At 59.7% G+C, this 26,710-nt stretch carries 29 protein-coding genes; 5 read left to right on the forward strand and 24 right to left on the reverse strand.

Annotated elements, in window-relative coordinates:
• Positions 1–3 precede the first annotated feature (3 nt).
• Positions 4–1,011, forward strand: coding sequence for an asparaginase (locus H663_RS21640; RefSeq protein ID WP_053172681.1), 1,008 nt, complete (start codon positions 4–6; stop codon positions 1,009–1,011).
• Between the two features lie 527 nt (positions 1,012–1,538).
• On the opposite strand, the gene H663_RS21650 is transcribed toward H663_RS21640, so the two are convergent.
• Positions 1,539–2,444 carry an NAD(P)-dependent oxidoreductase gene (locus H663_RS21650; protein ID WP_053172684.1) on the reverse strand — a complete coding sequence of 302 codons (906 nt, stop codon included), beginning with the start codon at positions 2,442–2,444 and terminating at the stop codon, positions 1,539–1,541.
• A gap of 144 nt (positions 2,445–2,588) precedes the next feature.
• On the opposite strand from H663_RS21650, the gene H663_RS21655 reads away from it, so the two are divergent.
• Positions 2,589–3,272, forward strand: coding sequence for a YggS family pyridoxal phosphate-dependent enzyme (locus H663_RS21655; RefSeq protein WP_053172686.1), 684 nt, complete (start codon positions 2,589–2,591; stop codon positions 3,270–3,272).
• A 375-nt stretch (positions 3,273–3,647) separates the two neighbouring features.
• Here H663_RS21655 and H663_RS21660 read toward each other — a convergent pair whose 3' ends face one another.
• From H663_RS21660 to H663_RS21670, 3 genes are all read right to left on the reverse strand, one after another.
• Entirely contained in the window at positions 3,648–4,274 is a 627-nt protein-coding gene (locus H663_RS21660; protein WP_053172688.1) for a BON domain-containing protein, read from the reverse strand.
• Positions 4,275–4,859 carry an SIS domain-containing protein gene (locus H663_RS21665; RefSeq protein WP_053172690.1) on the reverse strand — a complete coding sequence of 195 codons (585 nt, stop codon included), beginning with the start codon at positions 4,857–4,859 and terminating at the stop codon, positions 4,275–4,277.
• A gap of 522 nt (positions 4,860–5,381) precedes the next feature.
• Entirely contained in the window at positions 5,382–5,771 is a 390-nt protein-coding gene (locus H663_RS21670; protein WP_053172692.1) for a YraN family protein, read from the reverse strand.
• Positions 5,772–5,785: 14 nt separating this feature from the next.
• Between H663_RS21670 and rsmI the strand changes: the two genes are divergently transcribed.
• The gene (gene rsmI, locus H663_RS21675) at positions 5,786–6,685 is read left to right on the forward strand and encodes a 16S rRNA (cytidine(1402)-2'-O)-methyltransferase (RefSeq protein WP_053172694.1); all 900 of its coding nucleotides are present in this window, start codon (positions 5,786–5,788) and stop codon (positions 6,683–6,685) included.
• Positions 6,686–6,689: 4 nt separating this feature from the next.
• On the opposite strand, the gene H663_RS21680 is transcribed toward rsmI, so the two are convergent.
• The 14 genes from H663_RS21680 to hpaR all read right to left on the reverse strand — a co-directional run bounded on the left by H663_RS21680 (position 6,690) and on the right by hpaR (position 17,400).
• The gene (locus H663_RS21680) at positions 6,690–7,613 is read right to left on the reverse strand and encodes a DMT family transporter (RefSeq protein ID WP_053172696.1); all 924 of its coding nucleotides are present in this window, start codon (positions 7,611–7,613) and stop codon (positions 6,690–6,692) included.
• A 64-nt stretch (positions 7,614–7,677) separates the two neighbouring features.
• Positions 7,678–7,839 (reverse strand): hypothetical protein, encoded by a 162-nt coding sequence (locus tag H663_RS41500; protein WP_165803839.1) that lies wholly within the window; start codon positions 7,837–7,839, stop codon positions 7,678–7,680.
• A gap of 123 nt (positions 7,840–7,962) precedes the next feature.
• Positions 7,963–8,958, reverse strand: coding sequence for a 2-dehydropantoate 2-reductase (locus H663_RS21690; RefSeq protein WP_053172699.1), 996 nt, complete (start codon positions 8,956–8,958; stop codon positions 7,963–7,965).
• 17 nt (positions 8,959–8,975) lie between these two features.
• The gene (locus tag H663_RS21695; RefSeq protein WP_053172701.1) at positions 8,976–9,764 is read right to left on the reverse strand and encodes a class II aldolase/adducin family protein; all 789 of its coding nucleotides are present in this window, start codon (positions 9,762–9,764) and stop codon (positions 8,976–8,978) included.
• Positions 9,765–9,866: 102 nt separating this feature from the next.
• Positions 9,867–10,682 carry an aldolase/citrate lyase family protein gene (locus H663_RS21700; RefSeq protein ID WP_053172703.1) on the reverse strand — a complete coding sequence of 272 codons (816 nt, stop codon included), beginning with the start codon at positions 10,680–10,682 and terminating at the stop codon, positions 9,867–9,869.
• Positions 10,683–10,693: 11 nt separating this feature from the next.
• Complete coding sequence (hpaH, locus tag H663_RS21705; RefSeq protein WP_053172705.1) at positions 10,694–11,509, reverse strand: 2-oxo-hept-4-ene-1,7-dioate hydratase; 816 nt, start codon at positions 11,507–11,509, stop codon at positions 10,694–10,696.
• Positions 11,510–11,662: 153 nt separating this feature from the next.
• The gene (locus tag H663_RS21710; protein WP_053173583.1) at positions 11,663–12,115 is read right to left on the reverse strand and encodes a 5-carboxymethyl-2-hydroxymuconate Delta-isomerase; all 453 of its coding nucleotides are present in this window, start codon (positions 12,113–12,115) and stop codon (positions 11,663–11,665) included.
• Positions 12,116–12,209: 94 nt separating this feature from the next.
• Positions 12,210–13,136, reverse strand: a complete 927-nt coding sequence (hpaD, locus tag H663_RS21715; protein WP_053172708.1) for a 3,4-dihydroxyphenylacetate 2,3-dioxygenase — start codon at positions 13,134–13,136, stop codon at positions 12,210–12,212.
• Positions 13,137–13,173: 37 nt separating this feature from the next.
• Entirely contained in the window at positions 13,174–13,569 is a 396-nt protein-coding gene (locus H663_RS21720; RefSeq protein ID WP_053172709.1) for a type II toxin-antitoxin system VapC family toxin, read from the reverse strand.
• Positions 13,566–13,841 carry a ribbon-helix-helix domain-containing protein gene (locus H663_RS21725; protein ID WP_053172711.1) on the reverse strand — a complete coding sequence of 92 codons (276 nt, stop codon included), beginning with the start codon at positions 13,839–13,841 and terminating at the stop codon, positions 13,566–13,568. Before H663_RS21725 ends, H663_RS21720 begins: the two co-directional genes overlap by 4 nt.
• Positions 13,842–13,910: 69 nt before the next feature.
• A complete protein-coding gene (hpaE, locus tag H663_RS21730; RefSeq protein ID WP_053172713.1) occupies positions 13,911–15,380 on the reverse strand; it encodes a 5-carboxymethyl-2-hydroxymuconate semialdehyde dehydrogenase in 1,470 nt (489 codons plus the stop codon).
• A 109-nt stretch (positions 15,381–15,489) separates the two neighbouring features.
• Positions 15,490–16,254 (reverse strand): fumarylacetoacetate hydrolase family protein, encoded by a 765-nt coding sequence (locus H663_RS21735; protein WP_053172715.1) that lies wholly within the window; start codon positions 16,252–16,254, stop codon positions 15,490–15,492.
• Complete coding sequence (locus tag H663_RS21740; RefSeq protein ID WP_053172717.1) at positions 16,251–16,904, reverse strand: fumarylacetoacetate hydrolase family protein; 654 nt, start codon at positions 16,902–16,904, stop codon at positions 16,251–16,253. Before H663_RS21740 ends, H663_RS21735 begins: the two co-directional genes overlap by 4 nt.
• 10 nt (positions 16,905–16,914) lie before the next feature.
• A complete protein-coding gene (hpaR, locus tag H663_RS21745) occupies positions 16,915–17,400 on the reverse strand; it encodes a homoprotocatechuate degradation operon regulator HpaR (RefSeq protein WP_053172719.1) in 486 nt (161 codons plus the stop codon).
• Between the two features lie 359 nt (positions 17,401–17,759).
• On the opposite strand from hpaR, the gene H663_RS21750 reads away from it, so the two are divergent.
• Complete coding sequence (locus tag H663_RS21750) at positions 17,760–20,438, forward strand: HAMP domain-containing sensor histidine kinase (RefSeq protein WP_053172721.1); 2,679 nt, start codon at positions 17,760–17,762, stop codon at positions 20,436–20,438.
• Between the two features lie 131 nt (positions 20,439–20,569).
• On the opposite strand, the gene H663_RS21755 is transcribed toward H663_RS21750, so the two are convergent.
• Complete coding sequence (locus H663_RS21755) at positions 20,570–20,977, reverse strand: GlcG/HbpS family heme-binding protein (protein ID WP_053175289.1); 408 nt, start codon at positions 20,975–20,977, stop codon at positions 20,570–20,572.
• Between the two features lie 183 nt (positions 20,978–21,160).
• Between H663_RS21755 and H663_RS21760 the strand changes: the two genes are divergently transcribed.
• Positions 21,161–21,856, forward strand: a complete 696-nt coding sequence (locus H663_RS21760; protein WP_053175287.1) for a Bax inhibitor-1/YccA family protein — start codon at positions 21,161–21,163, stop codon at positions 21,854–21,856.
• A 73-nt stretch (positions 21,857–21,929) separates the two neighbouring features.
• On the opposite strand, the gene rlmD is transcribed toward H663_RS21760, so the two are convergent.
• From rlmD to surE, 5 genes are read right to left on the reverse strand one after another with little or no spacing between them, the layout of a single operon-like run.
• Positions 21,930–23,357, reverse strand: a complete 1,428-nt coding sequence (gene rlmD / locus H663_RS21765) for a 23S rRNA (uracil(1939)-C(5))-methyltransferase RlmD (RefSeq protein ID WP_053175284.1) — start codon at positions 23,355–23,357, stop codon at positions 21,930–21,932.
• Between the two features lie 41 nt (positions 23,358–23,398).
• Entirely contained in the window at positions 23,399–24,187 is a 789-nt protein-coding gene (locus H663_RS21770) for a 3'-5' exonuclease (RefSeq protein WP_053175281.1), read from the reverse strand.
• 14 nt (positions 24,188–24,201) lie between these two features.
• Complete coding sequence (locus H663_RS21775) at positions 24,202–25,038, reverse strand: peptidoglycan DD-metalloendopeptidase family protein (RefSeq protein ID WP_053176870.1); 837 nt, start codon at positions 25,036–25,038, stop codon at positions 24,202–24,204.
• A 17-nt stretch (positions 25,039–25,055) separates the two neighbouring features.
• On the reverse strand, positions 25,056–25,853 hold the full coding sequence (locus H663_RS21780; RefSeq protein ID WP_053175277.1) for a protein-L-isoaspartate(D-aspartate) O-methyltransferase: 798 nt from the start codon (positions 25,851–25,853) through the stop codon (positions 25,056–25,058).
• Positions 25,850–26,620 carry a 5'/3'-nucleotidase SurE gene (surE, locus tag H663_RS21785; protein WP_053175274.1) on the reverse strand — a complete coding sequence of 257 codons (771 nt, stop codon included), beginning with the start codon at positions 26,618–26,620 and terminating at the stop codon, positions 25,850–25,852. Before surE ends, H663_RS21780 begins: the two co-directional genes overlap by 4 nt.
• Positions 26,621–26,710: the final 90 nt, after the last annotated feature.

The following is a 26,710-nucleotide window of genomic DNA, read 5'->3' on the forward strand; positions in this document are numbered from 1 at the left end:
GCCATGAACTTTGAACCCCTGATCGAGCTGACCCGCAACGGCATCCAAGAATGCGTGCACCTGGGCGCACTGGCTGTGACCGACACCGAAGGCCGCGTTCTGGCCCAGGTGGGCAACCCGCATTGGCTGTGCTTCACCCGCTCCACCCTCAAGGCCATGCAGGCCTTGCCGCTGATCCAGTCGGGCGGGGTGGCGTATTTTGGCTTCACGCCAACAGAGTTGGCCCTGATGTGTGCCAGCCACAACGGCGAAGACATGCACGTTGAGCAGGTTACGTCCATCCTGCGCAAAAGCGGCAGCAGCACGCGTCAGATGCGATGCGGCTGCCATGTGCCTTACCGCTTTACGTTTTTTGACCACCTCATGCCCGAAGGCTTTGCCTACGACGAACGGCATCACAACTGCAGCGGCAAACACAGCGGTTTTTTGGCGTATTGCGTGCAGCACGGCCTGCCCACCGACAGCTACACCGAGGTGGACCACCCGCTGCAACAAAAAATTCGCCAGGCCGTGGCGCACTTGGCGGGCCTCGGCGAGCAGGAGCTGGCGCTGGGCATCGACGGCTGCTCGGCCCCCAACTACGCCATGCCCTTGTCACGCTTGGCCCGCAGCTATGCGCGTTTGGCCCAACCTGAGTCGGACGGCCTGTATGGCGAGAGCCTGAAACAACTCGGCGAGGCCATGAGCGCCTACCCCGAACTGGTGTCCGGCACAGGCCGCAACGACGCCGCTTTCATGCGGATTGGCCGAGGTGATTGGGTGACCAAGGTGGGCGCGGACGGTGTGCAGGTGGTGGGCAGTCGCTCAAGAGGGCAAGCCCTGGCCATCAAGATCATGGACGGCAACATGGCCGCCTTGTTTGCCGCCACCGCCTGTGCGCTGGACCAGCTGGGTTGGCTTGACGATGCACAGCGTCTGGAAATGGCTCCTTGGCGTGCGCAGGTCCTGCTGAATGTGGCTGGGGTGGCGGTGGGTGAGCGGCGCAGTGTGTTTCAGCTGCGGCACTCATAGGTGCCCGCCCCTTATGGATTTGGCACGCTGAAGTTTGAAATGTGTGAGCCATGTCATCTCGCAGGTCGCCACTCGAAGAGTCCGACGCTGCTTGGCTTGGCGCACGCGGCCGATGCTGGCGTTGTGGCTGAGCAGGCACTTGTCGGGGTCTTCGACCACCGACCTACAAAGTCCAACGCGCCTCAGCTTGGGTCGGGATTCGAAGTGTCCAACGCGCCTCAGCCGGGGTCGGGATTCGAAGAGTCCAAGGAGCCCCACCGTAGGTCGGCACTCGAAGAGTCCGACGCTGCTTGACTTGGCGCACGCGACCGATGATGGCGTTGTGGCTGAGCAAGCACATGTCGGGGTCTTCGACCACCGACCTACGAAATCCAACGCGCCTCAGCTTGGGGTGGGATTCGAAGAGTCCAAGGAGCCTCAGCCGGGGTCGGGATTCAAAAGTCCAACGCCCCACAGCTTGTCTCGGGATTCGAAAAGTCCAAGGAGCCTCACCGTAGGTCGGCACTCGAAGAGTCCGAAGTATCGTTTCAGCGCAAACGGCGGATCAGGCTTGAAGTGTCCCAGCGGCCACCGCCCATTTTTTGCACATCGGCGTAAAACTGGTCCACCAGGGCCGTGACGGGCAGGCGGGCGCCGTTGCGCTTGGCTTCGTCGAGCACCAGGCCCAGGTCTTTGCGCATCCAGTCCACGGCAAAGCCAAATTCGAACTTGTCGTCGGCCATGGTCTTGCCCCGGTTGTCCATTTGCCAGCTTTGCGCTGCACCCTTGCCGATCACGTCCAACACCTGGTGCATGTCCAGCCCGGCTTGCTGGCCGAACGCAATGGCTTCGGACAGGCCTTGCACCAGCCCTGCAATGCAGATCTGGTTGACCATCTTGGCCAATTGACCTGCGCCCGATGCACCCAGCAAGGTGAAGGCCCGAGAAAATGCCATGGCGGCGGGCTTCACATCGTCAAAAGCCGCCGCATCGCCACCACACATCACCGTCAGCATGCCGTTTTGTGCACCAGCTTGGCCGCCCGATACGGGCGCATCCACAAAGTGCAGGCCCAACTTTTGGGCTTCGGCATACAGCTCGCGGGCCACTTCAGCAGATGCCGTGGTGTGGTCCACAAAAATCGCGCCGGGTTTCATGCCGGCAAACGCGCCATCGGCACCGAGCACCACGCTGCGCAAATCGGCGTCGTTGCCCACGCAGGCAAACACGATGTCGGCACCCGCAGCAGCTTCGCGCGGGGTGGGCGCGCTGGCGTTGCCCGGGCACTCGGCGGCCCAGGCGGCGGCCTTGGCGGCGCTGCGGTTGTACACGGTGACGTGGTGACCGGCGCGGGCCAGGTGCCCGGCCATGGGGTAGCCCATGACGCCCAGGCCTATAAAGGCCACTTGACGGGCGGGGGTGGATTCGTAGGTTTTGGCTGCAATCTGGCTCATGCTTGTCTCGCTGGAGGTCGTTGAAAGGGGCTAATTTAGCAGTCTGGCAGTGCACAGGTTCGTGCCGGGTGCTTTTGCCTGCCGGGTTAGCGACAGTCGGGCACGGGCGAAGAAGGCCTGTTCGGGGTTTGGTACGCTCAGGCCATGAACACCTCTATTGCCGAAAACCTGTCGCGTGTCCGGGCGCAAATTGAAGCGGCTTGCCAAGCCGCTGGACGCTCGCCTCACAGCGTGTCTTTGTTGGCGGTGTCCAAAACCTGGGGGCCAGAGGCGGTGCGCGACGCCCATGAGGCAGGCCAGACCGCTTTTGGCGAAAACTACATCCAGGAGGCTGTGGACAAGATCGGGGCCTTGCGCGACTTGCCCCTGCAATGGCACTGCATTGGCCCCATTCAGAGCAACAAAACCCGTTTGGTGGCCGAGCACTTTGACTGGGTGCACAGTGTGGACCGCCTCAAAATTGCCCAGCGCCTGAGTGAGCAGCGCCCGGCCGAGCTGCCGCCCTTGCAGGTGTGCATTCAGGTCAATGTGGACGGCGGCGAAACCAAATCGGGCATCAGCCCGCAGGAACTGCCCGCGCTGGCCCAGGCCGTGGCCGCTTTGCCGCGCTTGCAACTGCGAGGCCTGATGACCATTCCTGAGCGCGCCGAGACCGACGCCCAGATGCGGGCAGTGCACGCCCAAGCCAAAGCCTTGTTCGATAACTTGCGCTCGCAGGGCTTGCCGCTGGACACCTTGTCCATGGGCATGAGCGCCGACATGGCGGCCGCCATTGCCGAAGGCAGCACGATGGTGCGGGTGGGTACGGCGATTTTTGGCAGACGCTGAATAAAGCAGATGATTCCTCGCAGACCACCGTTCAACGCGCTGTTGATTCGGGCCTGTGAAGCTTTCAATGCGCAAAGAAGTTGTAGGTCTGTGGTCGAAGACCCCGACAAATGCCTGCTCACCCACAACGCCAGCATGGGCCGCCTGCGTCAAGCCAAGCAGCGTCGGACTCTTCGAGTGCCGACCTACGGTGTGGCTCCTTCGAGGCTTCGAAACCCGACCCAAGCTGAGGCGCTTTGGACGTTGCAGGTCGGTGGTCGAAGACTCCGACAAATGCCCGCTCACCCACATCGCCAGCCTCGCACTCCTAAGCCCAGTAAACCAGCGTCGGGCTCTGCGAGTGCCGACCTACGGTGAGACCGCGGGTCGGTGGGTTTATTTGTTCATGGGCGGCTGGCTCAGTCGCTGCAGCTCTTCTTCTGAAATTTCTTCAAACACGCGCACCACCTTGGTCACACCTCCGATGGTGCGGACAATGTCGCTGGCACGTTTGGCTTCACGGGGGGTGACACGGCCCATCAGATAGACAATGCCGCGCTCGGTGAGGACTTTGAAGGCATTGACCTGCAGGTCTTTGGCGTCCACAAATGCGGCCTTGATCTGGCTGGTGGTGACGGTGTCCTTAGAGCGCTGGCTGAAACTGCTGGCCGGGCCCACGGCCAAATCGTTGATCACCGACTGTACGTTTTCCTGACTTTGGGCCAATTTTTCAGCCCGTTCTTTGTCTGCTGCCGAGCGGACTTCGCCCGTGAGCAAGACCCGGCGGTTGAAACTGGTGACATTCAAATGCACGGCATCACCCAGGTCCTTGCGCACGGCGCTGCCCACTTTGAGTTCAATGCCTTCGTCTTCCACCTGGGCACCGGCTGTGCGGCGGTCAGTGGCAACAAGGCCCGTCATCACCGCCCCACCGACCACCAGGGGCACACAGCCGCTCAGGCTGGACAAGGTGGCCGCCAGCACAGCGCCCGACAACACCAGCGAATTAAATTTGCGTTTCATTTACAAAGACTCCTGTTCACCCAACAACTGGGTGTCAATGCCATCACACAGACAGTGCAGCACCAAGTGCTGGACTTCACGAATTCGGGCTACACGCTCATGGGGCACACACACATGCACATCGGTCTCGCGCAGTTGCCGCGCCAAGGCGCCACCGTGTTGGCCCGTCACACCCAGCACGACCATTTCGCGCTCGTGCGCCGCTTGCACGGCTTCAATCAAAACGGGCTCCGACCCATCGGCGCTGATCAGGACCAACACATCGCCGGTATGCCCCAAAGCACGCACTTGTCTGGCGAGGGCCTGGCCGTCTGGCCAGCTGGTGGCCGTGAGTGCATCGGATGACAAGGCCATGGCGGCCAGCCCCGGTCGCTCGCGCTCAAAGCCTCCGACCAGCAAACTGGCCAGATATTGGGCCAGTGCTGCTGATGGCCCTTGACCTCCGGTCAGCACCTTGCCTCCGCCGGTGACACAAGCCAACACCGCTTGAACAGCGGCTTCCACAGGCTTGGCCAGGCCTTCGGCCACTTGGTAGTGCAAGTCTGCACTGTCGATGAAATGCTGTTGAATGCGCAGGTCTAACATAAGGCTTTGGATGATAACCGCGCGCAGTGGCTGCCCTTGGCGCAGATACCTGATTTCCGTATCGGAACGTGTTCTATTGATGCCGCCAGCAGAAGTCAGGCATATTTGCCCCAAACCACCCTTTTGGTGACAACAAAGCCGAGATGACAGCCCACAGCGCAAGCCCATGCGCACCTGAAGGCGCGCACTACGGGACAACTATCTGCGCAACGCGCAGCTTTAACCCAGACATGGGGCCTGTGCCTATTGATTCGGCCCTGTGAAGTTTTCAACGCTCAAAGATGTTGTAGGTCGGCGGTCGAAGACCCCGACTTGGACCTGTGCACAGACCCATCATGTCGGACTCTGCGAGTACCGACCTACGAGATGACACTTCTTGCACATTTTTCACACATTTCAAACTTCAGCGTGCCGGATCAATAGGCCATTACATGTCGGAGTTGAAGATATGACCTACAAGACCCTAGACGATTGATGACTACACCGGACCCCATCAGCCATGGGATTCCACCTGAGCGCACTTCAAGCGGCATCAAAAGCCGCCTGCAACCAATGCGGGCCGCTGGCCTCGATGGTCACCACATCAAAGCGGGTGGGTGGCAAGCGTCGCCATTTGAGCAAATAGTGTTGCGCCGCCAACACAATGCGCCGCTGCTTGTGAAACCCGATGCTGGCGGCCGCCCCGCCGTGGTCGCTGCGGCTTCGTTTTCGCACCTCCACAAACACCACCGTGCCGTCGGGCGTTTGCATGACAAGATCGATTTCGCCGCCTCCGCGCCCGGGCGTCCGATAATTGCGCTGCAGCAAGCGCAATCCACGCTCTTGCAAATAGGCCAAGGCCTCGTCTTCGCCCGCGTCTCCCCGGGCTTTGGTGCTGGCCTGGCCTGTTGTGTCTTTTTTGAGGAATTGCATTGACTCCGTCTCCCTTGTCCGCGTCGTTTGCCCGAGCACTTGAGGCCGCGCATGACGCCGCCGGATCACAAAACCACCCGACCAGCACACTGTATGTCGTGGCCACCCCGATTGGCAACCTGGCAGACATCAGCTTGCGCGCCCTGCACGTCTTGCAAAAGGTCGATGCCGTGGCTTGCGAAGACACGCGCCACACCCAGCAATTGCTGCGCGCTTATGGCCTGGACCGCCCGAATGGGCAATTGTTGGCAGTGCACCAGCACAACGAAGCCGAAGCCTCTGAAGCCGTCATCACCCGCCTGGCCCAGGGCGAACGCGTGGCGTATGTGAGTGATGCAGGCACACCCGCCATCAGCGATCCCGGTGCCCGGCTGGTGGCCGCCGTGCGCCGGGCAGGCTACCGTGTGCTGCCCTTGCCTGGGGCCAGCAGCGTGACCACCGCACTGAGCGCTTCGGGCATGACGGGCGAAGACGGCTTTGTGTTCAAGGGGTTTTTGCCCAGCAAATCGGGTGAACGCCAGCAAGCGGTGCAAGCCCTGTCACAGGAAAGCCGCGCCGTGGTGCTGCTCGAAGCACCACACCGCATAGAGGCGCTGGCCACCGCGCTGGCCGTGCTGGGCGATCGGCAGATCACAGTCGGGCGCGAATTGACCAAGCAATTTGAACAGATTGAAACCCTGAGCGCACACGCGCTGCCCGCTTGGCTGGCCGAAAAACCCGAGCGTTTGCGTGGCGAGTTTGCGCTGGTGCTGCACGATGCGCCTGTGGCCGCCTCCATGGGCGAGGGCCTGCGCGTGTTGCAGCTGCTGCTGCCCGAGCTACCCCTGAAAACCGCCGTCAAGCTGGCGGCCGACATCACCGGGGAATCCAAAAACGCACTGTACGAGCAGGCGCTGGCCCTCAAGAACGCTTAATACTTCAACGTTTGCGCAGTCCCAGCCACATCACGGTGGCCACCACCAGCAAAGCGCCCGCCAGCTGCATCATGGCAATCGACTGGCCCAGCAGTGCCCAGGCCAGCACCAAGGCAAACACCGGCTCCACATTCATGATGGCCGAATTGCCCACGACGCCCAGCTTGGGCAGCACGGTGAACATGATGGTGAAGGCCGTGCCATACAGGAACGTCAACAGCCCCAAGCCCCACCAGCCTGCGCTGGCTGTGGGCAGATGCAGGCCCGTTTGGGTCAGGACCACCACCAGGGCCAGCACCGCCACCGTGCCCATGGTGGTGAAGGTGCGCAAGCGGCCATCCACATCCGCCGCTTCATGCTGGGTCAGCACCAGGGCCAGGCCAAAGGTGGCGGACGCCGCCAGCGCAAAGGCCACACCCACCCCGATTTGCCCCCATTGCTGCGCTGCACCCAAGCCTGATGCCGCGCCCAGCACGTCCAGCGCCAAAGCCAAACCCAGGAACAACACAGGCATGGCCAGCAAGACGGCGCGCTCAGGGCGGTGACCGTACAAAAGCCGCGCCCACAGGGCCGTGGCCAGCGGGTAGGTGTTAAACGCCAGCAAAGCCAGCGCCACCGGCAAACGCGCCACTGACGAATACAGACAGACGCTTTGCACAGCAATCAGGCCGCCGATGAGCAGCAGGAATTTTCTTTGCCGTGAATTGACCTGGAGCACCACTTTTTGCTGCCAGAGGATGAGCGCAACGACCAGGGCGGTGACGGTGCTGCGAAAGGTGACGGCAGTGACCACATCCACGCCATGGTTGAAGGCGGTACGGGCTGCCACATGGTTGGCCCCCATCATGAAGGCAATCAACAACAGTGTCAGAAAACCCGTCAGGGTCAAGGAAGGAAGGGGGAGAGAGGGGGAGGGTTGCGACGACATGGGGGCAATTTACCGCCCCATTCGCCGCCTGGATGACATGAAAGCGACTTGGACCTGAAAAACTTCAGGCACCGACCAGATCCTTGTGGCTGCGCTTGTTTTTCAGGCGCTGCGCGCGGTCCATCGCATCCTTGAGCTCATCACGTTTGATGTCATTGAGGGTTTTGAAATACAAAACACCCAGCACCAAGGAAACCACCAACGCGACAATCAACGAAAACAACATTTCAATCTCCTGCAATACCAAAGACTTCATAAAAAAGCCATGGGTGAATTATCAGAGAAATCAAATTGAATGCTTCTTAAATAATATTTGTCAGTTATTAAATACTATTAAAGATTCCTCTCCTCAATTTCTTGCGGGGTAGAGACCCAAGCCACGCGCATGCAGCCGGCTGATGCCCAGTAAAGCGTCTGTAAATGGTGTGGGCAAGTCGGTCAGCTGACCCAATTCACGAACAGCCCCCACCAAAGCATCCAGCTCGACCGGTTTGCCTGCTTTGACATCTTGCAGCATCGACGTGCGAAACGCCCCCAGCTTGCGCGTAACCACATGGCGGTCTTCGGGTTGCTGCTCGATCGGGATGCCGATGTTCGCCCCAATGGCCTTGGCTTCGAGCATGACACTGGAGATGAAGGCGCGCACCAGAGGATCGTCCATGATCAGGTCGGTCGTGGCCCCGGTTATGGCACTGACCGGGTTGACGGTCATATTGCCCCAGAGCTTGTACCAGATGTCTTTTTGAATCTGTGGCGACAGCGTGGCCTTGAATCCGGCCTGTTGCAACAAGGCCGTCAAGGCCTGCGCCCTGGGCGTCACTTGGCCCGATGGTTCGCCCACGATCAGGCCGTCGCCAAAGTGGTGGCGAATCACGCCGGGTGCATCGACCGAGCAGCTGGCATGCACCACGCAGCCGATGATGTGTTGATCTGGCAAGGCTCGGGCAATGATGCCTTCGGGGTCCACGCTGTTCAGAGATCGGCCCGCCACCGGGCCGCCAAAGCCTTGTAAAAACCACCAGGGCACACCATTCATGGCCGTCAGGACCACCGTGTTCGGGCCTATCAGCGGGCCCACCTGCTCGGCCACTGAGGCCAATGCAGGGGCCTTGACGGAGATGACCACGAGGTCCTGCACACCCATTGCTGCGGCGTCGTTGGACGCCTTCACGGGCACAGTGTGCAGCGTGCCCCCCTGGTGCAGTTGCAGACCGTTCTTTTGCAGCGCACTCAAGGTCTCGCCCCGCGCCAGGACGCTCAATTGCGCACCCGCTTGCGCCAGGTGCACCCCCATCCAGCCACCAATGGCACCTGCGCCCACGATGGCGATCTTTTGGTATGTCATGTCGTTCTTGATTGAATTCATACGCGCCACCCTGTGTCGATGCGGTCCACCTGACGCACCAAGGCGTCAAACACGTCTTGCCCTGCCCCGTGGTTGGGGTTGAACTGCAGCGCATCGCGCGTGCATTTGGCTGCAATGGCTTCGGACACGGCAATGGGCTGGCCCATGCTCAGCGTGGCCATCTGGATTTCGCAGGCACGCTGCAAGGTCCACAAAATGGCGAATGTCTGCGCCAGCGTTTGTCCCCAGGTCAGCAGTCCATGATTACGCAGGATCACGGCAGGCTTATTGCCGATGCTCTGCAGCACTCGGGGCCCCTCTTCGGCATGGATGGTGATGCCTTCAAAGTCGTGATAAGCCACCATGTCGTGCAACTGGGCCGAGTAGAAGTTGCTTGGCGATAAGCCGTCCTTCAAGCACGCGACCGCCACGCCTGCCGTGGTGTGTGTGTGCATCACGCAGTGCGCGCCCTCGATGCCTAAGTGCAGCGTGGCGTGCACCACGAAACCGGCCGGGTTCACCTTGTGAGGCGAGCCGTCCAGCACCTCGCCTTGCATGTTGATCTTGACCAGGTTGCTGGCTGTGACCTCGCTGTAGTGCAGGCCAAAGGGGTTGATCAAGAATTGCTTGTCGCCACCCGTCACGCTGTCGGGCAGGCGCAGCGTGATGTGGTTGTAGATCATCTCGGTCCAGCCGAGCATGGCGAACACGCGGTAGCAGCTGGCCAGCTGGAGCCGTGCCTGCCATTCGTCCGGGTGTACCCCCGCTTGCAGCGAAGGCACCACGGCTTGGGAGGATGGAAACATCGTGATCTCCTGAATGGGGGCCAAAACCCCTTTGTTGATTGAGTCGCGTGGCAGAAATTAGCCGGACAATTAATTGGGATCTGACCCCCATTAAATGTGCATTCAGTAGCTTGCACCTTTCACTGAGACGGCTGCGGTGATTTCGGTTTTGAAGTGTGCGGCCAAATCGCTGGTGTGGCGCATCAGGATTTGGGTGTCCAGACCCACAGCGACGAACACCGCTCCCAGCTGCAGGTACTGCGCGGCCAGCTGCCTGTCGGGCGAGAGGATGCCCGGGGCTTTGCCTGCTTTCAGAATGCGGGCAATCGCATCGGCTATTGCGGCCTGCACATCGGGGTGAGCCGCATTGCCCACATGGCCCATCGAGGCCGAGAGGTCCGCCGGGCCGATGAACACGCCGTCCACACCGGGGGTGGCGGCAATGGCGTCCAGGTTTTTCAGGGCTTCGCGCGATTCGACCTGCACGAGCAAGCAGACCTCGTCGTTGGCACGCTTGAAGTAATCCGGGTAATGGCCCCAGCGCGATGCACGCGCCCCGGCCATGCCGCGCACTCCACCCTGGCCATCGTCCTGTGGATAGCGCATGGCCTGCACCAGTTGCGCCGCCTGCTCGGGTGTGTCGACCATGGGCACCAGGATGTTTTGTGCCCCAAGGTCCAGGTATTGCTTGATGAGCGCAGTGTCCCCCACCGGCACGCGGGCCACCGCGTGACTGGCGGGGTAGGCGGCAAGGGTTTGCAGCTGAGCCTGGATGCTGCGCAGATCGTTGGGCGCATGTTCGCCGTCAATGACCAACCAGTCGAATCCGGCCAACGCGCAGATTTCCGCGGTGTAGGCATTGGCCAAGCCCATCCACAACCCGATCTGGGAACGGCGCTCGCGCAGGGCTTGTTTGAAGGTATTCACAGGGGTATGCATGGGTGCACCTTTCAGACGAATCGGAATTGAAGTTTGCCCAGCGGTCCGTAGTCCGCATCGAACACATCGCCCACTTTGGCTGGAGCAGGTTTGGTGAACGAACCCGCAAGCACGATTTCACCAGCCTGCAGGTGTTCCCCCCAAGGTGCCAGCTTGTTGGCCAGCCAAGCGATGCCCACGGCCGGGTGACCTTGCACGCCCGCAGCCAGACCCGTTTCTTCGACCACGCCGTTTTGGCGCAGCACCGCACCGCACCAGGGCAGATCGGTGGTCAAGGGATCGACCCGATTGGCCCCCAGCACGATGCCCGCGTTGGCGGCGTTGTCGCTGATGGTGTCGAACACCTTGCGCATCACCTGGGTGTGGCGGTCAAACTGCTCGATGCGCGAATCGATGATCTCAATCGCAGGCGTCACGTACTCGGTGGCTTCGAGCACTTGCTCCACGGTCACGTTGGGGCCGCGCAGTTCTTTTTTGAGGACGAAGGCCAGCTCCACCTCGACACGCGGGGCGATGAAGTTTTTGTGCGGGATGTCCAGCACTTGGCCGGGCGTGCAGGTGTAGCGCATGTTGTCGAGCAGCGTTCCGTAATCAGGCTCATCGATCTGGCTGGACACCTGCATGGCGCGGCTGGTCAGGCCAATCTTGTGGCCAATCATGGTGCGCCCCTCGGCAAACTTGATGGCCATCCATGCGCGGTTGATGCGGTAACCGTCTTCGATGGTCATGCCCGGATAGCGCTTGGAAAAGTGCTCGATCTGCACCCGGGATTTTTCGGACTGGTTCAGCTCGTGGGCGAGCTGCTGGATCAAAGTGTTGTCAAACATGGTGTTGAAATTCCTTTTGAGATGGATTGCCCCGCTCCGCCACGTCGCTGCGCACCTCGCGGCTAAAGGCTGCTCCTTGCCATGACGCAGTCCTTAGCCACGTCATCGCGAGAGAAGCGCGGCGATCCAGTGTGGAACGAGGCACGGTGCAGTTCATTTCTGAAACAGCGGATGGATGTTGCTGTGCTTGGCGTCGAACACCTCGGGCCCGACGTCGATCTGCAGCGTGATGCCGATATGGCGCTGAACCATCACGGGCGCAAAGAAGGCCTTGGCCACTTCCACCAGGGTTTGCCCGGCGCGTTGCTGTGTGGCCTCGCTGCGGCCACGCCCCATGCGCACATTCAGGTAAACAAAGGCGTAGTCGCCCGAACCCCCATGGGGGTTTTGCTCATGCAACCCTGCCGCTTTGCCTGCCGCGCCGCCATCGGCCACGGCGTAATGCGGCGCTGGGTAAGCCAGCACACGCGTGCCACCGGTCGGAAAGACCTGCTTGCCTGCTTCGTCCTGCACGGTGAGCATGGCGTCCGCCATCTGGCGGCACAGGGTCGTCATGTTGACTTCAGCGTCCAACTGGCCGGTGTAGAGGATCACAAGGTGGGGCATGGTCTTGTCTTGGTAGGTCGGACCTTCAGGTCCGACATTGGTGGTTTGGCAAAGGTCCATGTCGGGGCTGAAGCCGCCGACCTACAGGGAAGGTTCATAACCTCGTGCTCACAGCCGTGTATCCCTGCGCGCTGCTGGCCTGCGCTGCCGGGATGTGCTCGCCTTTTTGGGGTGTCACTTCAAAAATCGCGTTGAGCTGGCCCGTGCCGCTGGCCCCGAAATACGGGGTCACCATGTCCACCGCGCCGTCGTAATCTGTCCAACCCAGGGCCCCCATCAGCATGGCGGTGTCGTGCATGAAACCTTCGCCATGGCCCTTGCTGGCATATTCGGGCAGCATCTCGCAAAAGGCCTTCCACTCGCGCTGGTCCCACATGCGCAGCACCTGCTCGTCGAGTTTTTCAAGGAAGGGGCTCCAGATCTTGTGGGCAAACTCCGGCGCGAGGCCGTTTTGTGCAAAGCGGTGGCTCAGACTGCCACTGGCCAAAAACGCCACCTTGCCGTCATAGTGTTTTTCGACCGCCTCACGCATGGCCCAACCTAGACGGGCGCTGTCGCTCAGGTAATGCGAAGTGCACAAAGCCGAGACCGAGATCACCTTGAAGTGCTGGTCAGCGTTCATGTAGCGCAGTGGCACCAGCGTGCCGTATTCGGGCTGCAAAGTGGTGGCGTCGTGCGCCAGGGTTTCCACGCCGTAGTCGTTGGCCACTTGGGCCAGCAAGTGCCCCAGCGCCGGGTTGCCCGGCGACTCAAAGGTCATGTTGCTGATGAAGTGCGGCAACTCGTTGCTGGTGTACACACCCTTGAAGTGCTGCCCACAGTTGATGTGGTAGCCGGCATTGACCAGCCAGTGCGTGTCAAACACCACCAAGGTGTCGACCCCCATGGTGCGGCAGCGGCGGCTGATTTCCTGATGGCCATCGATGGCGCTTTGGCGCGTGCCAAAACGCGGCCCGGGAATTTCGCTCAGGTACATGCTGGGCACGTGGGTGATTTTGGCGGCGAGGGCGAGTTGTCCCATGGGGTGTCCTGGTGATGCGTGTGCGGGTGGGGGAGGGTCAGGGACTGATCAGGTCAATGTCCGGGAAGTATCTGCGGTAGCGGCCTGCATCGCGGGTCAGCAAGCGATAGCCCTCGGCTTGGGCATGCGCACCAATGAAAAAATCGGGCAGGACGCCGTTTTTGGTGCCGCCGCGTTGGCGGTAGGACCTGAACGCCTGGGCCGCCAATTGCGCAGTTGTCCGCGTCAAGTCAAGAACTTGCACGCCCAGCTTTTGCAAAAAAGCATCGATGTGCGGGCCTGCTGTGTTATGTGTGTGCAGTTCGGCGTAGACCACAAAGTTGGTCACGATTTGCTGGTTTTGGGCTTTGATCAGCTCTCGCAGCGACCAGTCCAGCCAAATCGGATCTTCATGGATGACGTCCACAAAAACATTGGTATCCACCAGGATCATGGCTGATTCCAATCATCGCCACGCGTCATGCGCATCAGTTCTTCCGTGCTCATGCCGTCTTTGGCGATGCCAATGAACTGCCGAATCGGGTCGTCTGGCGCGAGGAATGACAAGTCAGGCTCGGGCACCGCACGCGCAGGGGTCGTCGATTTGGCCGCCACCAAATACTCGGCGAGGGCTTCTTGCACGACGTGAGACTTGCTCAGCTTGCGCGCAGCGCAATACTGGGTCAGTTCACGTTCAACGGTTTCAGGCAGGCGGACAGACAACATGGCTCACTCCTTGTCATACACATTCAAAATGAATGTATGACATCAAGTATGACAGATGGAGGGAATTTGTCATACACCCCAATGCGGGATGTGGTGAGCGCCCAAGGACACCGCCACGTTTTTGGGCTCGCAAAACACTTCATAGCTCCAGGTGCCGCCTTCGCGGCCGGTGCCGCTGGCCTTGGTGCCGCCAAAGGGCTGGCGCAGGTCGCGCACGTTCTGGCTGTTGACAAAGCACATGCCCGCCTCGACGGCAGCGGCAACGCGGTGGGCTTTGCCCAAGTTCTCGGTCCAGACGTAGCTGGACAGGCCGTATTCGATGTCGTTGGCTTTTTCAATGGCGTCCGCTTCGTCCTTGAAGGGAATCAGGCAGGCCACGGGTCCGAAGATTTCTTCTTGGGCGATGCGCATGCGGTTGTCGACATCGGCAAACACGGTGGGCCAGACGAAGTTGCCGTTTTTCACATGCGAGGGCAGATCGGCAGCGTAGCCGGGTTGTTGAAGGCCGCCGCACAGCATGGTCGCGCCCTCTTTGGGGCCGAGTTCGATGTAGCTGCGCACCTTGGCCAGATGGGCTTTGGAGATCATCGGGCCGACGATGGTTTTCTCATCGAGTGGGTCGCCCACGGTGATGCGTTTGGCGCGCTCGGCAAATTTGGCGGCAAAGTCAGCGTAGATGCTTTGCTGCACCAGGATGCGACTGCCTGCGGTGCAGCGCTCGCCGTTGTTGGAAAAGATCATGAAGATGGCCGCATCGAGTGCGCGGTCCAAGTCGGCGTCTTCAAAGATCACAAAGGGGCTCTTGCCGCCAAGCTCCATGCTGAACTTCTTGAGGCCTGCGCTTTGCACGATGCGGTTGCCCGTGACAGTGGAGCCTGTGAACGAAATGGCGCGCACATCGCGGTGCGACACCAAGGGCTCGCCCGCTTCCTTGCCGTAACCGTGCACGATGTTCAGCACGCCTGCAGGCACGCCCGCTTCGAGTGCCAGATCGCCCAAACGCGCAGCGGTCATGGGCGAGAGTTCGCTCATCTTGAGCACAGCGGTGTTGCCAAAAGCCAGGCACGGCGCAACCTTCCAGGTGGCGGTCATGAAGGGCACGTTCCAGGGGCTGATGAGGGCGCACACGCCCACCGGGTGGAACAGCGTGTAGTTCAGGTGCGTGGGTGTGGGGTAGGTGTGGCCGTCCACGCGGGTGCACATTTCGGCAAAGTAGTGAAAGTTGTCGGCCGCGCGCGGCACCAGTTGCTTGCCGGTCTGGCTGATGGTCTGGCCACAGTCCTGGCTTTCTGTTTCCGCAATTTCTGGCACATGCTTGGTGATCAGGTCGCCCAGCTTGCGCATGATCTTGGCGCGCTCTGTTGCAGGGGTTGCAGCCCACTTGGGGAAAGCAGCTTTGGCGGCGGCCACGGCGGCATTCACTTGCGCTTCGCCGCCCGAGGCGACTTCGGCCAGCACTTCTTGGGTGGCGGGGTTGACGGTCTCAAAATAGTCGCTGCCCGCGACGCTTTTGCCGTTGATGAGGTGGTCGATTTTCATGGTGCTTATTTCTCGGTTTTTTTTGACAGTGTCGCCCTCGTTGCGATCAGTGAAACACGCATTGGCAAGTGTTCATTCACCACGGGGTCATCTCGCTCACAGGTTCAGGTCATGATGAAACGATGGTGTTGTGGAGCGCCCCAATGCCCTCGATCTCGGTGACGATCACGTCACCGGGTTGGCAGTCCACAATGCCGTCGGGTGTACCGGTCAGGATCAAGTCTCCGGGCTTGAGTGTCATGAAGCTGCTGAAGTATTCGATCAGCGTGGGCACGTCAAAGATCATGTCGGCGGTGGTGCCGCTTTGCGTCACCTTGCCATTGACGGTGGTCTGCAATTTCAACGCCATCGGGTTGGGCACATCTGCCGCATCTACCAACCAGGGCCCAATGGGCGTGCAGGTGTCGCGGTTTTTCACTCGCAGGTTGGGGCGGTACCAGTTTTCCAGATAGTCGCGGATGGCGTAGTCATTGGCCACGGTGTAACCCGCAATGAAGTCATAGGCATTGGCTTTCTTCACATGCCGGGCCATGCGGCCTATCACCACGGCCAGCTCGCATTCGTAATGCATGTACTTCACATCCGCCGGGCGCTTCGTGAAGGCCTTGTGGCCAATCAGCGAGGCTTCACCCTTCATGAAGGCCAGCGGTTCTTCGGGTGCCTTGAAGGCGAGTTCCTTGGCGTGGTCGGCGTAGTTCAGGCCCAACGCGATCACGGTGCGCGCCTGCGACACGGGTGTAAGCGGGGGCAACCAGACGACGTCGTCAAATCCCACAAGGTGGCCCTTGTGCGGGCCTTGGGTGATGAGCAATTGACCGTCAGACTCGACCGCTTGCTGGATAGCGCCTGACCAGGCGATGCGTGCGTGTTTCATGCGGCACCTCCGACTTTCACAGACACGGACGAAAAGCCTGGCGCGGAAATTTCCACCCAATCCCCCGCTTTGGCGCGAGGACGCGTGCCGTCTGCCAGGCAATCGGTGCCCACCATCAGGACGTCACCTGCTTGCAGGGTCATGAATTCGCCCACATCCGCCAGCAATGTGGGTATACCGCGCATCAATTCACTGAGCTGAACGGTCTGGACCACATCACCATTGAGGCGCACCGTGATCTGCAGCATGGCCCAATCAGCCACCTGCGCAGCGGTCGCCTGCTGCGGCAAGGCCAAAAAGCGATCGCGGCAGCGGAACTTGACCGGGGGACGGTAATAGCTCGTGTGCGGCACTGACCAGTCGTTCATCAGCACGGCAGCAGCCACTTGACCGTCGTCGCCCATGATCAGGCCCAGCGTGGCGCCGATATCGACTTCTGTCACACCGTCTTGCAACAACAGGTCCTGGTCGGCGGGGCTGAAGGTGTTGGCTGTTTTCACATAGAGGACGGGCGCATTGGGCGCGGCTTTGTGAGGGTCTTGCGTCATACGCGGACCCCAAAGGTCCCACTCTCGGCGGAAATTGAGCAAGATGCCGTACACCGTGCCCTGCGGTTGCCAGGGGTGGTGTGGCGTTCGTGTTGTCTGCATTTACTATTCCTCAGAGATCTGGTGCTGTTACAACTGCCTCGGTCACTTCTGGCACTTCCAGCGCAATGACCTTGTCCAGTAATTCGTACAAGGCTGTCAGCCGCGCCTTGCCCAGTTGCTGCTCCATCCACACGTAATGCGCTTCGATGGTTTGCGACAAGGCCTGCACTTTGGCCAGGCCCGCTGCGGTGGCCCGCACCACGGTGCGCCGGGCGTCTTGCGGACAGCGCTGGCGTTCGATCAAGCCGTCACGCGCCATGCGGGTCAGCACACCCGTGAGGCTGGGACCCAGCAAATAAGCCTCACGGGCCACGCGCCCGGTTTCAATACCAGCAGGTTCATCGGCATGTTCGCCCAGCACACGCAAGACGCGCCACTGCTGGTCCGACAAACCGTGCTCACGCAGGCTGGGGCGGGTGTGTGCCATCACGGCCTCGCGCGCTTCCAGCAGCAGACGAGGCAAATTGCGGTGTACGAATGGGGCGGTAGAGTTCATTTACTTAATATATTAAATGAATACCAAACAAAAACCATACGGGTTTACCCTGCCGCTAGCGCTTAGCACTTACCTCGTGCCATTGATCTGGCCTCGTGAAGTATTCAACGCTCAAAGATGTTGCAGGACGGTGGCAACAGCGCCGTCATTGGGGGCTTCTGTGCAATCTGCATGTCGGCTCCATTGCCACCGACTTGGTGCGGGGTCTGGATCAAAACTGTGTCGAATTTGAACTTTCATTGTTCATATTGAATATTTAGGTACTATTTAAAGAATATTCCTGATTAAAATCAAAAAATCATCGCAGTCTGAAATCAGGCCCGCTACTGGCCACCCCAAAACAACTGGCTTGTGCACACATGAAAAATCTCAGCATCAAACTTCAACTCTCCTTGAGCGCCATCGCCATGGGCATTGTTTTGTTGCTGGCGCAATTGGGGCTGCAGTTTTACGTCCTGCGCGGCGACATCGTGCAGCGCATCGAAAAGCATGAATTCAGGCAATTGAGCGACTTCGCCAGGAATCTGGATGAAAAACTCCAAGACAGCCAAGACATGCTGGCCAGTGTGGGGCTCAATGTCCCTGCACAAGACATGCAGGACCTGAACAAACTGGAAAAACACCTCCAGCGCGAACACGCCTTGCTGAACGTCTATGACGACCTTTACATCTTCGATGCACAAGGCGTGTTGCTGGTGGATTGGCCCATCAAACCCGGCAGGCGCAAACTCGACATGGCGTCGCGTGACTACATCCAGGGCGTGATCAAAACCGGAAAGCCCGTGATCTCCAAACCCATACTGGGCAAGGCCACCCAACAACCCATTGTGGTGGTGGCTGTGCCCATCATGGATCAACACAATCGGCTTGTGGGCATCATGGGTGGGGTCTTGAATCTCTACAAACCCAATTTGCTGGGCAATATTGCGAACCGGAAAAATGGCGAAACCGGTTATTACTACCTGGTCACCAAAGACCGGGTGCGCATCGCCCATCCAGACACCCGCATGATCTTGACCACCGTCCCTGAAGGCAGTGGCAATCTCCCGTTCGAGGCGGCCATGAAAGGATTTGAAGGTACGCAAGAAGGCACGACCACACGGGGTTTGAAGGGCTTGTTCACCTTCAAACGTTTGCAGACCACGGGTTGGGTCGTGGCTTCGGTCATCCCATCTGCAGAAGCCTTTGCCCCGATCGGTGATCTTTACCAGAAGATGGTTCTGGTCACGCTGCTGCTGCTGCTGACCATCGTGCCTTTGATGTGGGGCTTCGTGTCAAAACTGATCAGCCCGCTGGGTGAGTTGGCTCAGGCCATGCATGACACGGCCGCTCGTATGCGAGATGGACAACCCACGGCTCAGATTGCGGCCATAGGCAGCCGGGAAATCACGACGGTGGTGCATGCCTTCAATGAGTTTGTGGAAGCTCGAATTCATGCTGAAACCGAGCTTTCTTTGGCACGCGATGATGCGCAAACAGCGAATGCCTCAAAAAGTAATTTCCTGGCCAATATGAGCCATGAAATTCGCACCCCCATGAATGGCATTCTGGGCATGACCGAGTTGTGCCTGCAAACGCGCATGACCAACGAACAACGCAGTTATCTGGAGATGGTCTCGACATCGGCACATTCCTTGGTCGCGGTGATCAACGACATCCTGGACTTTTCCAAAATCGAGGCCAAAAAACTCCATCTTGATCCTCATGAGTTTTCCTTGCACAGCTTGATTCGGCAATCCACCCGCACCTTGTCACTGAGAGCGACGGAAAAAGAGCTGGAATTGGTCTGCGACATGGCGCCCGATGTGCCCGATCTCGTCTTGGGTGACCCTTTGAGACTTCAGCAAGTGATCACGAATTTGCTGGGCAATGCGATCAAATTCACCGCCCGGGGGGAGGTCATCCTCACCGTCAACCGCATGTCTGTTGATGAAGTCGGTCCAGGCTTATGGCTCGTCTTCGAAGTCAAGGACACGGGCATTGGCATCTCATCTGACAAGCAGTCTCTGATATTTGATGTCTTCACCCAAGCCGACTCCAGCACGGCACGGCGCTTTGGCGGGTCAGGCCTGGGCCTTGCCATCAGCCGCAGCCTGATTCAGATGATGGGCGGCGACATTCGCGTGAGCAGTCAACTGGGCAAGGGCAGCACTTTCAGATTCACGATAGAGCTTCAAACCGCAAACACGTCACCGCTGTCCCTGCCTCCGCTCTTGCCTCAGCTCAAAGGACGCACTGCCATGGTGGTGGACGACAACGCCACCAGCCGCTCCATCTTGTGCCGCAGACTGACATGCGCGGGTTTGCATGCGGTGGCCAATGACAACGCAGCGCATGCATTGCACTCTCCTCAGCTGACCCAAGCCTGCTATGCGCTGATCGACGTCAACATGCCAGACATCGACGGTTACGCCCTGGCGGGACAACTGCGACAACAGCGATCTCCTGCACAACTGATGATCATCATGCTGGGTGCCTTGAGTGAACAAATCAGCCAAGAAGAACTCGATCGAATGGGCATTCAGAGTTTCTTGGTCAAGCCTGTCGACCCCCATGAATTGATGGCGGTGCTCAATGGCTCTGCCACTTTGAACAGCCCTTCTTTACTGACAGAAAATGAGACGCCTCAAGCGCCTGCGCAGTCACAGGCCCCGAAGGTCTTGCTCGTTGAAGACACGCCCATCAATCAGACGCTGGAAACCATCTTGCTCAACCGCATGGGCTTTGAAGTGACCATCGCCAACAACGGCGTCGAAGCTGTCGAAGCTTTTTCACGCGGTCGATTTGACCTCATCCTCATGGACATTCAGATGCCGGAAATGGGCGGCGTCGAAGCCACTCAGATCATTCGTGGACTTGAACAGTCAAACCAACTGATCCATACCCCCATCGTGGCTGTGACCGCCAACGCGCTGAAAGGGGACCGCGAAAAGTACATCGAATCCGGCATGGATGCCTACGTCTCCAAACCAATTTCCACAGAAGCACTCAAAACAGAAATCCAAAAGCTGCTGCCCACTTTTGGCAAAACTTCATAACGCCTCTCACGCTCATCGGCATACGTTTATGGGTCATCCACATGAAAAAAGCCGCTTTTCAGCGGCTTTTTTGTGGGTCAATGGCGCAGGTAAAACCGTCAGGACAGCACAATGCTACCCCCAACAGACCCTCACAGACCGATGGCTGCGATACCGGCTTTGGCGATCTGCGCGTCTTCGTTGGACTTGACACCACTCACGCCAACGGCCCCCAAGCAGGCACCGTCCTTCATGATCGGCACGCCACCTTCGAGCATGCCTTCAATGGCAGGCGCAGACAAGAAGGAATAGCGGCCACCGTTGATGACGTCTTCATACACCTTGCTCTCGCGCTGACCCAAAGCTGCCGTGTGGGCCTTGGCCGGGGCAATGTGCGAGGAAATGGGAGGCGCACCATTGAGGCGCTGGAAATGCAGCAGATGGCCACCAGCGTCGACAATGGCGATGCTCACGTTCCAATTATTTTTCTGGGCTTCAGCTTGGGCAGCGGCGGCAATGGCTTGGACGTCAGAGAGTTCGAGGACGGATTGTGTTTTCATGGTGTCAAACGGACGAAAAAATAAAACCGCAAGCATACACGCGCAGATGAGCACGGATTTCACACTTCAACGCAAAACTGATTCACCCGGATAACCCCATGCCTGTGCGGTCATTGTCCAACTGGATCTGGTCGCCCCTACAATTCACCAGCCCTGAACACAGGGTATGAACAGGAGAAACACATGAGCGACCTTCGCACTCTTAATTCCACGGACTGGGGCCACGGCACCGATCTGGCGACACGCAACCGCGTGCTGCGCAATACCTATTGGCTGCTGGCCCTGAGCCTGCTGCCTACCGTTTTGGGTGCCTGGCTGGGCGTGGCCACCGGCATCACCCAATCCTTGAGTGGTGGCGTTGGCTTGATCGTCTTTCTGGCGGGAGCTTTTGGCTTCATGTTTGCCATCGAGAAAACCAAAAACTCGGCAGCGGGCGTGCCCGTGCTGCTGGCCTTCACCTTCTTCATGGGCTTGATGCTCTCGCGCATGATCGCCATGGTGTTGGGCTTCAAGAACGGTTCAGACCTGATCATGACCGCCTTTGCAGGCACGGCCGGCGTGTTCTTCGTCATGGCCAGCCTGGCCAGCACCATCAAGCGTGACATTTCAGGCATGGGCAAATGGCTGTTTGTGGGGGCCTTGGCCATCATGATCGGCGGCATCATCAACGTGTTCATCGGCTCTACCGTGGGCATGATGGTGATCTCGGTCATGGCCATCGGAATTTTCAGCGCCTACATGCTGTATGACCTGAAACAGATCATCGACGGCGGCGAAACCAACTACATCAGCGCCACCCTGGCCCTGTATCTGGACATCTTCAACGTGTTCCAGAGCCTGCTGGCCTTGCTGGGCATCATGGGCGGCGAACGCGACTGACCTGTGCCAAGTGGCTCACGCCACCCACAAAAAAGGCTCCTGAGGGAGCCTTTTTTCATGGTGCAGGTCACACTCAGGCCAGCTCAAACACCGCCATGCTCTCCACATGCGCCGTGTGAGCGAACATGTTGATCACGCCAGCGGCCACGCATCGGTAACCAGCGCGGTGCACCAGCAAGCCTGCATCTCGGGCCAGGGTGGCGGGGTTGCAGCTCACGTAGACGATGCGCTGGGGCGGCGTCCAACCCTCGCGCAGTTCGTGGTTTTCGTGCAGCTCGGCCAGGGCTTTGGCCAGGGCAAAAGCCCCTTCACGCGGTGGATCGACCAGCCATTTGTCGGACACGCCATCGGCCACCAGCATGGCCGGGGTCATCTCGAACAGGTTGCGGGCCACAAAGGTGGTGGGGGCCAGCGGGCCTTGCCCTGCGCGCAGGGCCTGGTTATGCACCAGGTTCTGGCGCGAGCGGGCCACCAAGGCTTCTGCGCCTTCGATGCCCAGCACCTCGCCCGCCTGGGTGGCAATGGGCAGCGTGAAGTTGCCGAGGCCACAGAACCAATCGATCACGCGGTCGGTCTTTTGTGCGCCCAACAGGCGCAGGGCACGCGAGACCAGCACGCGGTTGATGTAAGGATTGACCTGCGTGAAGTCGGTCGGCTTGAACGGCATGTGCACGCCAAAGTCGGGCAGGCTGTAGGCCAGCTGCGCACCGCCCTCGTCGAGCAGATGCACCGTGTCCGGCCCTTTGGGCTGCAGCCACCACTGCACGGCATGCTCGGCGGCAAAGTCGCGCAACAGCTGTTTGTCGCCGTTTGACAGCGGCTCCAAGTGACGCAGCACCAGGGCAGTGACAGAGTCGCCGCAGGCCAGCTCGATCTGGGGCAAGGTTTCGCGGGCGTCCATCTGGGCAATCAAGGCGCGCAAAGGCATGAGCATGGCGCTGACATGCGGCGGCAGGATCGGGCAGACTTTCATGTCCGCGATGTAGCGGCTCTTGCGTTCGTGAAAGCCAATGAGCACTTCGCCTTTTTTAAGCACATAGCGCACCGACATGCGGGCACGGTAACGGTAACCCCAAGTCGGTCCTTCGATGGGCCGGAGCATGGTTTCGGGTTTGACCTTGCCCAAGTGCCAGAGGTTGTCTTCCAGCACGCGCTGTTTGACGGCTACCTGGGCTGACGCTTCCAGGTGCTGCATCTTGCAGCCGCCGCAGGCGCCTTTGTGCAAGCCAAAGTTGGGGCAGCCGGGGCGCACGCGCTGGGACGATTCTTGGTGGATGTCGGTGACGACGCCCTGCTCCCAGTTGTTTTTCTTGCGGTGCACATTGACCGAGACGGTCTCAAAGGGCAAGGCACCTTCGATGAACACCACTTTGCCGTCAGGGCGGCGGGCGATGCCTTGGGCATCCATGTCCAGGGCGCCCACGCGCAGCCAACCTTCGGGCAAATCGTCGCTGCTGGGGCTTTCGCCGGGGGGAATAGAAAGATCTTGTTGTTCGCTCATGCCCCGATTGTCTCAGGACACAAGGCCGATCTTTCGGGGCTTCAGACCCAGGCTTGCAGATATTCCTGCCAATGGGGCTCTTGCGCACTGGCCAAAGCGGCCACATTGTTTTTGACGAAATCGATTTCCTGCTCGTATTCGCCCTCGGTCAGGCCGCCGCGCATTTTCTGAAAACGGCAATACAACAGGTAGGTGTTCATGACATCGGTTTCGCAATAGCGGCGAATGTCTTCGGTCTGCCCGGCCAGGTACTGCGCATACACCTGCGAGCCGTCCATGCCCAGCTTACCCGGAAAGCCGCACAGCTTGGCCAAGGCATCCATGGGTGCATTGTTTTTAGGGGTGTATTTGGCCAGCAAGTCCATCAGGTCCAGGTGGCGCATGTGGTAGCGCGAGATGTAGTTGTTCCACTTGTACTCGCGGTCATCGTCGCCCATGTCCCAGTATTTGTCGGCCACCACGCCATGCTGCAAGCCCCGGTAGTGCAGCACGGGCAGGTCAAAACCGCTGCCATTCCAGCTCACCAGCTGGGGTGAATGCTTGTCAATGGCATTGAAAAACGTTTGGATGATGCGGCCTTCGCTGTGGCCGTCGCGGTCCACAAAGGAGTGCACACGCAAGCCGTCGGCATTGCGAAACACACAGCTGATCACGAGGGTGCGTTGCAGATAAAGCGGCATGAAGTCGCTTTGCCCCTTGGCGGCACGTTCCGCCTGCCATTGGGCATGAAGCTGGGCGTCGGTCAAGTCGGGCGAAACCTGATTCAAGCGCCGCCAACCGGCCATGTCGGGCACGGTCTCGATGTCAAAAACCAGGACTGGCCAGGGCATGCGCGCCTTGCGCCTCAGCGGGCGGGCAAGAGTTTGGCGGGATCGACCGGTTTGCCTTGACGGCGCACCTCAAAGTGCAGTTTCACGCGGTCGGCGTCGGACTTGCCCATTTCGGCAATTTTCTGGCCTTTGCGTACCTTCTGGTCTTCTTTGACCAGCAGTTCCTGGTTGTGGGCGTAGGCCGTCAAAAAGGTGTTGTTGTGTTTGAGGATGATGAGGTTGCCATAACCGCGCAAACCCGCCCCGGCATAAACCACCTGCCCATCGGCTGAGGCCAGCACCGGATCGCCTGCCTTGCCGGCAATGTCCAGACCTTTGTTTTTGGACTCATCAAAGCCCGCAAGCAGCGTGCCGTTGGCTGGCCAAATGAAGCCCAAGCCTTCGTCGTTGATGGCGCTGGTTGAGTTAGCGGGCGACGGGGCCACAGCGGCAGGCTTGGCGGCAGCTGTGGTTGCAGTGGGTTCTCCCGACGGCGCAACGGGTCGCACCACCACGCCGGGGGCTTCAACGGCTGCCCCAGGTGGCACCACACGCAGCACCTGGCCGACTTCGATCACATCGGGATTGCTCAGACTGTTCCATCGCGCCAGATCACGCCAGGATTGACCGCTGTCCAGGCCAATGCGCATCAGGGTGTCGCCGCGCTGCACTGTGTAATAACCGGGCTTGCCTGCATTCTCAGCCCCCGGCATCGGCTTGACCGCATTGGGTGCCACAGGGACTGTTGCCGTCCGGCCCGTGCCCAGGCGGTCTTCTACAGGCGCTGGCACCCTTGATGAAGACGAGCAAGCAGCGAGCACAGCGACAGCGCAAGCTGTTAAAACCACGGATCGGGCGGTATTCAAAGTCATCATGGGGAATCAATCGTTCAGGCAACGCCTGATTTTAGAGGTACAAAATTCACAGCTTCAAGCACTTGCCGCTCGAAACCTCGGGGGGTTTTATGGATCACCACCAGCGCCTGCTGGCCCGCGGATGTGACGGTGGGGGCCACCAGCCGCCCCCCCATGGCCAGTTGGTCCAGCCAGGCCTGGGGAATGTCATCACCTCCTGCTGCGGAAATGATGCCAGCATAAGGCGCGCCTTGGGGATAAGCCAACATGCCATCGCCAAAAATCAGATGCACATTGTGCACACGCAATGGGCGCAGGTTGTCACGGGCTTTTTCATGCAATCCGCGCAAGCGCTCAATGCTGTAAACCTCGGTCGCCACATGGCTGAGCACGGCCGCCTGGTAGCCGCAGCCGGTGCCAATCTCCAGCACCCGGCCCAATTTTCCGCTTGCTCCCTGGCACAGCAGCTCAATCATCCGGGCCACCACATTGGGTTTGGAGATGGTCTGACCCAAGCCTATGGGCAAGCTGGTGTCTTCATAGGCTTGACCCACCAGCGCACTTTCCACAAATCGGTGGCGCTCCACCAGGCCCATGGCCTCCAGCACACGCGCATCGCGCACGCCCTGCTGGGCCAGCAGTCGCACCATGCGTGCACGCACCGCTCCGGAATCTAGCCCCAAACCGGTCGGTGCCAGTGGCATGCGCGGCACCGCCACAGCCCCCGACAGACCAAGTGCTGCTGGAGCCACGGCAGACTTCCCCGGACTGCTTCGCGTTGGCGCGGTGCCAGGGGGCGAGAGTTTGACAGGAAAGCCGGGGCGCTGACTCATGCCAAAACCCTGGCGCTCAACCGCCCGAAAGCGTCAGACCACTGAACCAACTGTTCATGATGCGTCAAATCCACCTTGAGCGGCGTGACCACCACATGACCGTGGCTGGCCGCATGAAAATCCGTGCCCACGCTGTCATCCATGGCAGCACCGGCGTTGCCAATCCAGTACATGGTCTGCCCACGCGGATCGACTTGCGTGATGACAGGTTCAGCCGAATGGCGTCGCCCCAGGCGGCACAACTTGGCCGGTTGAATGTCCGCCAAGGGCAAGTTGGGAATGTTCACATTCAACAACCAAGGCTTAGGCTCCAGCATCGCGGCTGCCTGCATCTGCTGAACCATGGTTTTGACTGTTTCTGCGGCGGCATCCACATGCGCCCAACCCTTTTCAATCTGGGACACGGCCATGGAGGGGATGCCAAACAAATAGCCTTCCATGGCCGCGCCCACCGTGCCGGAATACACGGTGTCATCGCCCATGTTGGCACCGTTGTTGATGCCCGAGACCACCAGATCAGGGCGATAACCCAACAAGCCTGTCAGTGCGATGTGGACACAATCAGCTGGCGTGCCGTTCACATAACGAAAGCCATTGTCCGCACGGTGCACATACAAAGGGGTGTGCAAGGTCAGCGCATTGGACTTGGCGCTGTTGTTGTGCTCAGGGGCCACGACCTCCACGTCTGCGATGGTTTTGAGCGCGTTATACAGCGCCACAATGCCCTCGGCGCGGAATCCATCGTCGTTGGAGATGAGAATTTTCATGCGGTGTCCCTGTGAGAGTGCCCATTGTAGAGGGCTACTTGCACCTCACAAAAACCCTGGATGGGCAGTCACAGGACAGGTCGCTCGGGG

Source organism: Limnohabitans planktonicus II-D5, from assembly GCF_001270065.2.
Taxonomy (GTDB): Bacteria; Pseudomonadota; Gammaproteobacteria; order Burkholderiales; family Burkholderiaceae_C; genus Limnohabitans_A; species Limnohabitans_A planktonicus.